This window comes from Kitasatospora sp. NPDC092286 (genome assembly GCF_044755565.1).
Classification (GTDB): domain Bacteria; phylum Actinomycetota; class Actinomycetes; order Streptomycetales; family Streptomycetaceae; genus Kitasatospora.
The window spans coordinates 21,441-27,803 of the sequence record NZ_JBIVRD010000014.1; the positions used below are offsets into that span (position 1 = coordinate 21,441).

Sequence of the window (6,363 nt, forward strand, 5' to 3'; positions counted from 1 at the left end):
GAGGGGCGTGAATCCGCAGTACCGAATATTCGTTGTCGAATTCATGTCGGGCCAGATCTGGGGTGAACTCCCGGCGTCCGACCTGTCGTTTACGCGGCCTCTGAGCGGGGCCGGCTCCGCTACCGTCGAGCTGCCGCTCTCCAGCCCCGTGCCCTGGCAGGCGCTCCAGCCGTGGCGTGTGCTGATCTACATCCAGCGCGGGCAGCAAGTCCTATGGGGCGGGCCCCTGTTGGGCTTCTCGGGCGACCTGGAGGCCGAGACTGTCACGCTCTCCGCGGTGGGCCTGTGGGCCTACTACCGGCGGCGGCAGATCACCGCAACATCGACGTTCGTACAACAGGACCAAGGGACGATTGCCCGCCGGCTGATCGAGGATTTCGCCGACGGTACCGGCCGAATTCCGTGGAACACCGGCCCGCGCTGCCTGTCCTGGGACAGCTCCGAAGTGACGGGCATTCGGCGGGACCGCACGTACTACGCCCATGAACGCAAGTTCGTCGGGCAGGCAGTCGAGGATCTGACCGGGGTAATCAGCGGTTTTTCCTTCCGGATTGATCACGGATGGCTCGGCAGCGTGCTGACCAGCACTATCCGGTTTCTACCGGCAGCCGGCGAACCCACGGATGTGGTGCTCGACCACGGGTCTAACTGCGATGTCCCGGCGTTCACGGTCGACGGCACCGGTATGGCGACCGAGGCCGCGGTGACCGGCGCGGGCGACGGCGAAGACCAGATGGCTGCCTGGTGGTACAACCTGCCGTTGGAAACCGATCCGAGCCGTAGGATCCCGCGGCTCTCGGCAGTGGAATCCCACCAGGACGTGACCGCGGCAGCCACGCTCACCGAGTATGCGCGGCAGATGATCGCCGCGGGCTCCATGCCCGTCACAATCCCGTCCGTGCGGCTGTACGCCGGGGGATCCCCGGGGCCGGGAGACGTACAGGTGGGGCACCAGGTCCGTGTGCGGGTCCGGGCCGCCGGTCGTCTGCTGGTCGACGGGCTGTATGTGATCACAGAGATAGCGGTCAAGGTCTCCGACTCCGGGGAGGAGTCGGTACTGGCCTTGGTGCCCGTGGGGGTATTTGGCGATGTCGGCAGTGCCGCAAGTCCCTAGCCTGATAAGAGAGTTCGCCGAGATTCGGCGGCGGCTCGCTGTGCTGGAGAGAACCCCCCGAGCGGGTGCCCGCGACGAGCCGTTGCCCATGACCCCGTACGAGGGGTGGCCGGGCGGCACGGCCTTCAGGGCGATAGCACAGGTCGGCATCGGCGGCCTGAACCGCCCCGTGATCCGGCTGGACTTCCGGGCCAGCGTCTCGGGCTCCGGCTTCATTGAGTGCCGCCTGTTCGACGTGGACTCGGGACGCGCAACCAGTGCGGTCGTCGCCCTCGGCGCCGGGGCGAACCAGTGGATCAGATGCGAATGGCTGCACACGCTCGACCCGCCGCACACCCGATCCGGGACGTGGCGTCGCGTGCTGCTACAGGCCCGGCAGTCGGTCGGCACGCCCGCCCTGGCGGTCGGACTCGGCCTCGCCTCGGGAGTGTCGACCACCACCGCCCCCACAGCAACAACCGCCGGGGCCTGGTCGACCGTGACCGCCCCGGCCGGCTACTAAGAAAGGGGGACACATGCCTGACGGACACGCGTTCGACATGTCCATCATCCTGCCGGATACCGACGTGCGTGCGGTCGTGGCCTACGTGACAGGCCGGGATCCCGGTCCGCCGGACACTGCCGCGGTGACCCGGGCCGGAGAGGAGGTGACCCGCGCCGCCGAGGCAGCCGTGACCGCTTTACTTCGCCGATGCGTCGACTACCGCCCGCTCGGCGCGGTGGTCACGGTGCGACGAGAGGAGGTGGACCCTAATGCCCACACCCCGCTCATCGGACCGGCCGACCCCGCCTGATCAGCTCGGCGTGGTCAGCATCGGCGCCCGGGAGATCTACGACGAGGTGATCGGACTCCGTTCCGAGGTCCGGTCGATCGGCCAGCAGGCCGAGGGCGTACGCGACGAACTTGACGACCACGAAGCCCGGTTGCGGGCTCTCGAAGCGTGGAAGTACGCGCTTCCCGTTGCCGCACTGACCGGCATAGGCGGCGCCGTGGTCGCCGTGGTGCAGGCAGTCGCCAAGTAGGCGGCAGCACAACCAAATTCAGCACTTCCGAGCCCCGTCCGGGCCGAACCGGGCGGGGCTTTTTCATGCCCAAAACAGGGGGAAAACAAGTGGCACGCATGCCCGGCGCCGAGTGGCGCCCGATCCCGAAGAACTACACCAGCGGCGGACAGGAAGCAGTCGACGGTGTGGTGATCCACATCATGGACGGCTCGCTGTCCGGCTCGGACAGCTGGTTCCGCAACCCATCGGCGAAGGCATCTTCGCACTTCGGTACCGGCCGAGACGGTCAGCTCTGGCAGTGGGTCGATACCCGCGACCGGGCGTGGGCTCAGGCCGACGGAAACCGACGCTGGCTCAGCATTGAGAACGAAGGCAAGGGCGGCAACTCGCTGACCGATGCGCAGATCAACCGCTGTGCTGCGGTGCTCGTATGGGCCCACCAGGTTCACGGCGTCCCGATCCAGCTCACTGCCAGCACTGGCGGGCGCGGCCTCGGATGGCACGGCATGGGCGGCGCGGCGTGGGGCGGGCACGACCAGTGTCCCGGCGCGAAGATCCTTGCCCAGCTTCCCGAGATCGTCCGCCGTGCGCAGACCCTCGCCGGCTCCGGCGGGTCGACCGGCGGCGGGTACGCCCCGTTCCCGGGCACCGACTTCTTCAAGCGCTCCCCGCGTTCCGCCCTGATCACCGCCATGGGCCGCCGCCTGGTGGCCGAGGGCTGCTCTGCCTACACCGAGGGCCCGGGGCCGCAGTGGACCGAGGCAGACCGGAGGTCGTACGCGCTCTGGCAGCGCAAGCGGGGGTTCGTCGGCGCGGACGCCGATGGCTGGCCCGGCCGGACCACGTGGGACGCGCTCCGCGTGCCCGCCGCCTGATCACGCAGCGTCACAGCCTGGTGTCCGGCATGCCCGGATATCGCCCAACTGTGCAGCTGCTCATTTCTTCTACGCACAGTAACCCAACAGGAGGAACCAGCCTTGCAGTTCATCACCACCCACCCGGCCCGTATCTACGCGGTGTTCGTCGCTGCGCTCGCCCTGGTCGCCCACTACATCCCGTCACTGCCGTCCGCTCTGGTGCTCGCCCTGGCGGCGGCCGTCCTGGGTACCGGCGAGGCGGTGCAGCGCGCCGAGAACGACAAGACCGCCGCAGCGCTCGCCGAGCCGGCTCCGGCCGAGACCGTCGACCAGGCCGACCCGTTTGAGGCCGAGTGACCTTCCGCCACGTTGCGTTGATCGGCAGGGCCCGGAGCGGCAAGGACAGTATCGGGGCCCGGCTCGGCACGAAGTACGCGTTCGCCCGGGTCGCCCTTGCCGACCCGCTCAGATCTGCTGCTCTGGACCTTGACCCGATCGTGGGCGCCGAGCCGACCAGCTACGGCACGCTCCCAGTCCGGCTGTCCGATCTGGTCGGCCGGTATGGGTGGGAGCGCAGTAAGTCGGAGTTCGCCGAAGTCCGCCGCACTTTGCAGCGGCTCGGCGAGGCCGTGCGCGAGCACGATCCGGACTACTGGCTCCGGCTCGCACTCGAACGGGTCGACGTGGCGGAGACGTGGGGAATCCCGGTGGTCGTCACCGATGTGCGTCACGTGAACGAGCTGGACGCGCTCCGCTCCCGCGGCGCCCTGGTGGTCCGGGTCGTCCGTCCCGGCGTCAACCAGCTCGCCGGCCCCGAGGGCCAGCACGTCACCGAGACCGCCCTAGACCAGGTCGAGGCGGACGTGACGATCACCAACGCGGGCACGCTCGCCGATCTCCACCGGCTTGCCGACTCTCTCGCTGTCCGGCGGGACTGAACAGCGGTGGTGATGGGTGACGTTGGAGACGCAAAATCTAGTTTCTTCTACACACACGGGTGTCTAGATAAAACAGAAATCACCCCTTCGAACGTCACCCATCACCACCCTCAACCCCGAGGGGGAACCATGGCCGGACGAATCCGGACCATCCAGCGCGGCGGGTCACGGTGGTACGTCGACCCTGCCACCGCCGTCAAGTACCCGGGAGTCACATCGGTAATTGCGATGCTCCCGAAGCCTTTTTTGGTCTTCTGGGCGGCCCGCATGGCTGCCGAGACCGCAGTAATGAGCCTCGCCGCGGTGGCGAGCATTGCCGAGCGGGACGAAGCGGGCGCAATTGACTACGTCCGACACGCCCACCTTCGGTACACCAAGATTCGGGCCAAGCTCGGCAGCGATGCGCACGACCTTTTCGAGCGCATGGCCCGCGGTGAGTACGTAGACCGGGTGCACCCCGATCTGGAGCCGTACAAGGTCGGATTCGCTGCATTCCTGGAAGCGGTTAATCCCGAGCTGGTGCGCGCCGAAGATATCGCGTGGTCGAGCACCCATGAGTACGCGGGCTCTTTTGACGCGATTCTCCGGGTGTGGCTCGACGCCGAGGGAAAGCCGACCCCGGACCGCTCGGGAACTCCGCATCTGCTGATTGTCGACTGGAAGACCAGCAAGAGCGCTTACCCGGACGTGGCGTTGCAGATGGCTGCATACTCGCACGCCGATCTCATCATCTCGCCGGACGGCACTTCCGAGCCTATGCCGGAGTTCGACGGCGCGGCCGTTCTCCACATCACCGGGGAAGACTGGCAGTTCAAGCCGGTTCGCGCCGATGACGAGGTGTTCGCCGTATTCCTCACGCTCCGCAAGGTTTTCGTGTGGGACCGCGAGACCAGTAAGACCGTGCTCGGCCGGGCTATTGCCAAGTCGGCTCGCCGGCTGGTGACCGGGACCGAGCGGCGCGCACGCTGACCGCATAACCGAAGAATCGTTTCCGCAGGGGCGGGCTCAACCGAGCCGCGCCCCTTTTTCATGCCCAAAATCAGGGGGATTCCAGTATGGCCATGCGCATTTTCGAGACCGACCCCGCTGCGAAGCCTAAGGCGACTTTCTCGGATGACACCGTGGGACGCTTCCATTCCGGCAAGCAGGTCGACAATCTGCCCGTTGCGCTTTCCGAGTGGCGGGTTTCGACCGGTGACCCAGAGGTGGCTGCGGCAATTGCCCAGCTTCTCGGCGGAACCCCGGAGGAGACCGACACCGACAAGGAGAACTTTATCGTTGTCGACACCGCGACCAATAAGGTCAAGGTGATCATCGACGGCGCCTCGGCGATTTCCTCCGATCTCAAGCTGTGGAACGGTAGCGCGCTTATCCACCACTGCGACGGAATCGAGTTCCTGTCGCCGGAGGAGGACAAGGGTAAGCCGTGCCGGTGCCCGGAGCTGATGGAGGACCGTAAGGCGGCGCACAAGGCTAAGCGCGGTCCCGGCCCGTCCATTTCCGTGACGTTCCGTCTGGCGGATGGCCCGGATCTCGGGCTTTTCCGCTTCCAGACCGGTTCGTGGACCCTCGCGCAGGTTCTTCACGAGGTCGAAAACGCTCTGGACAAGATCGGCGGCGAGGCTCTGTGCTCGCTGGAAATCGAGCTGGTCGAGTACACCACCAAGCGCGGCCGAGACGTCTCGTACGTCAAGCCGGTAATCCGGGTTCTCAAGTCCTGGAACGACGCGATTGCCGATCCGAAGCACTAGCCGGCCGGGGCCCCGGGGGTAATTCCTCGGGGCCCCCTGGGGGGATTCAATGCCAATTCTGGAGCTGTGCGCCGGGGTCGGTGGCCTCGGCGTGGTGGCCGAGCACATCACGGCTGACCAGGTGCGATACGTCGCCGAGACCGACCCGGGCGCGTCCGCGGTGCTCGCCGAGCGGTACCCCGACGCGCCGAACCTCGGCGATATCACCGAAATCGACTGGGCCTCGCTGGTGGGCGAGGTTGACATTATCACTTCCGGTTTCCCGTGCCAGGGAATCAGCAATGCCGGACACCGAAAGGGGCTGGACGATGAGCGGTCGGGACTCTGGTACACGGTCCTTGAAGCGATTCGCGTTCTACGACCCCGAATCGTCTTCCTGGAAAACGTTTCGGCGATTGCCCGCCGTGGGCTCCCGGAAGTCCTCGCCGGGCTTTCCGAGATCGGGTATGACGCTCGATGGAGTTGCCTTCGAGCGTCAGATATCGGAGCCGCACACCACCGGGATAGGTGGTTTTGTATCGCGGTTCCTCAAAACGCCGACGGCGAATCTTGGGATAAATGGCGGGGCTCAACACCCCGACAAGCGGAAGGGTCGTGCCGCTCCCATTTCTGCGGGGGGGGGGGGGGGGCAGTTATGCCCATAAACCAACAAGCCCCACCGGCCCCCCGTACCGTTAGTAATTTTGTTTAATAATCCC

At 66.5% G+C, this 6,363-nt stretch carries 10 protein-coding genes; all 10 read left to right on the plus strand.

The genetic code is table 11. From position 1 onward, the window contains the following. Positions 1-7: 7 nt before the first annotated feature. The 10 genes from ACIQIB_RS16425 (at position 8) to ACIQIB_RS16470 (ending at position 6,356) form a co-directional block, all read left to right on the plus strand. Positions 8-1,114: a hypothetical protein gene (locus tag ACIQIB_RS16425; RefSeq protein ID WP_400758543.1), complete on the plus strand. Its 1,107-nt coding sequence runs from the start codon at positions 8-10 to the stop codon at positions 1,112-1,114. Positions 1,115-1,202: 88 nt separating this feature from the next. After that, positions 1,203-1,616 carry a hypothetical protein gene (locus ACIQIB_RS16430; protein ID WP_400758545.1) on the plus strand — a complete coding sequence of 138 codons (414 nt, stop codon included), beginning with the start codon at positions 1,203-1,205 and terminating at the stop codon, positions 1,614-1,616. Between the two features lie 13 nt (positions 1,617-1,629). Continuing rightward, on the plus strand, positions 1,630-1,908 hold the full coding sequence (locus ACIQIB_RS16435; protein WP_400758547.1) for a hypothetical protein: 279 nt from the start codon (positions 1,630-1,632) through the stop codon (positions 1,906-1,908). A gap of 10 nt (positions 1,909-1,918) precedes the next feature. After that, on the plus strand, positions 1,919-2,137 hold the full coding sequence (locus ACIQIB_RS16440; protein ID WP_400758549.1) for a hypothetical protein: 219 nt from the start codon (positions 1,919-1,921) through the stop codon (positions 2,135-2,137). 98 nt (positions 2,138-2,235) lie between these two features. Beyond that, positions 2,236-2,994, plus strand: coding sequence for a peptidoglycan-binding protein (locus ACIQIB_RS16445; protein ID WP_400758750.1), 759 nt, complete (start codon positions 2,236-2,238; stop codon positions 2,992-2,994). A 102-nt stretch (positions 2,995-3,096) separates the two neighbouring features. After that, positions 3,097-3,333: a hypothetical protein gene (locus tag ACIQIB_RS16450; protein WP_400758551.1), complete on the plus strand. Its 237-nt coding sequence runs from the start codon at positions 3,097-3,099 to the stop codon at positions 3,331-3,333. Beyond that, the gene (locus ACIQIB_RS16455; RefSeq protein WP_400758553.1) at positions 3,330-3,914 is read left to right on the plus strand and encodes a hypothetical protein; all 585 of its coding nucleotides are present in this window, start codon (positions 3,330-3,332) and stop codon (positions 3,912-3,914) included. The genes ACIQIB_RS16450 and ACIQIB_RS16455 overlap by 4 nt, the downstream gene beginning before the upstream one ends. 129 nt (positions 3,915-4,043) lie before the next feature. Further along, positions 4,044-4,883: a hypothetical protein gene (locus ACIQIB_RS16460; protein ID WP_400758556.1), complete on the plus strand. Its 840-nt coding sequence runs from the start codon at positions 4,044-4,046 to the stop codon at positions 4,881-4,883. 92 nt (positions 4,884-4,975) lie between these two features. Next, positions 4,976-5,665: a hypothetical protein gene (locus ACIQIB_RS16465; RefSeq protein ID WP_400758558.1), complete on the plus strand. Its 690-nt coding sequence runs from the start codon at positions 4,976-4,978 to the stop codon at positions 5,663-5,665. A gap of 49 nt (positions 5,666-5,714) precedes the next feature. Beyond that, positions 5,715-6,356: a DNA cytosine methyltransferase gene (locus ACIQIB_RS16470; protein WP_400758560.1), complete on the plus strand. Its 642-nt coding sequence runs from the start codon at positions 5,715-5,717 to the stop codon at positions 6,354-6,356. The last annotated feature ends 7 nt before the right edge of the window (positions 6,357-6,363 follow it).

What these genes read in the sequence shown, in the direction of transcription:
- ACIQIB_RS16430 (WP_400758545.1), top strand. Translation starts at nt 1,203, where the DNA reads ATGACCCCGTACGAGGGGTGGCCGGGCGGCACGGCCTTCAGGGCGATA.
- ACIQIB_RS16435 (WP_400758547.1), top strand. Translation starts at nt 1,630, where the DNA reads ATGCCTGACGGACACGCGTTCGACATGTCCATCATCCTGCCGGATACC.
- ACIQIB_RS16445 (WP_400758750.1), top strand. Translation starts at nt 2,236, where the DNA reads ATGCCCGGCGCCGAGTGGCGCCCGATCCCGAAGAACTACACCAGCGGC.
- ACIQIB_RS16460 (WP_400758556.1), top strand. Translation starts at nt 4,044, where the DNA reads ATGGCCGGACGAATCCGGACCATCCAGCGCGGCGGGTCACGGTGGTAC.
- ACIQIB_RS16465 (WP_400758558.1), top strand. Translation starts at nt 4,976, where the DNA reads ATGCGCATTTTCGAGACCGACCCCGCTGCGAAGCCTAAGGCGACTTTC.
- ACIQIB_RS16470 (WP_400758560.1), top strand. Translation starts at nt 5,715, where the DNA reads ATGCCAATTCTGGAGCTGTGCGCCGGGGTCGGTGGCCTCGGCGTGGTG.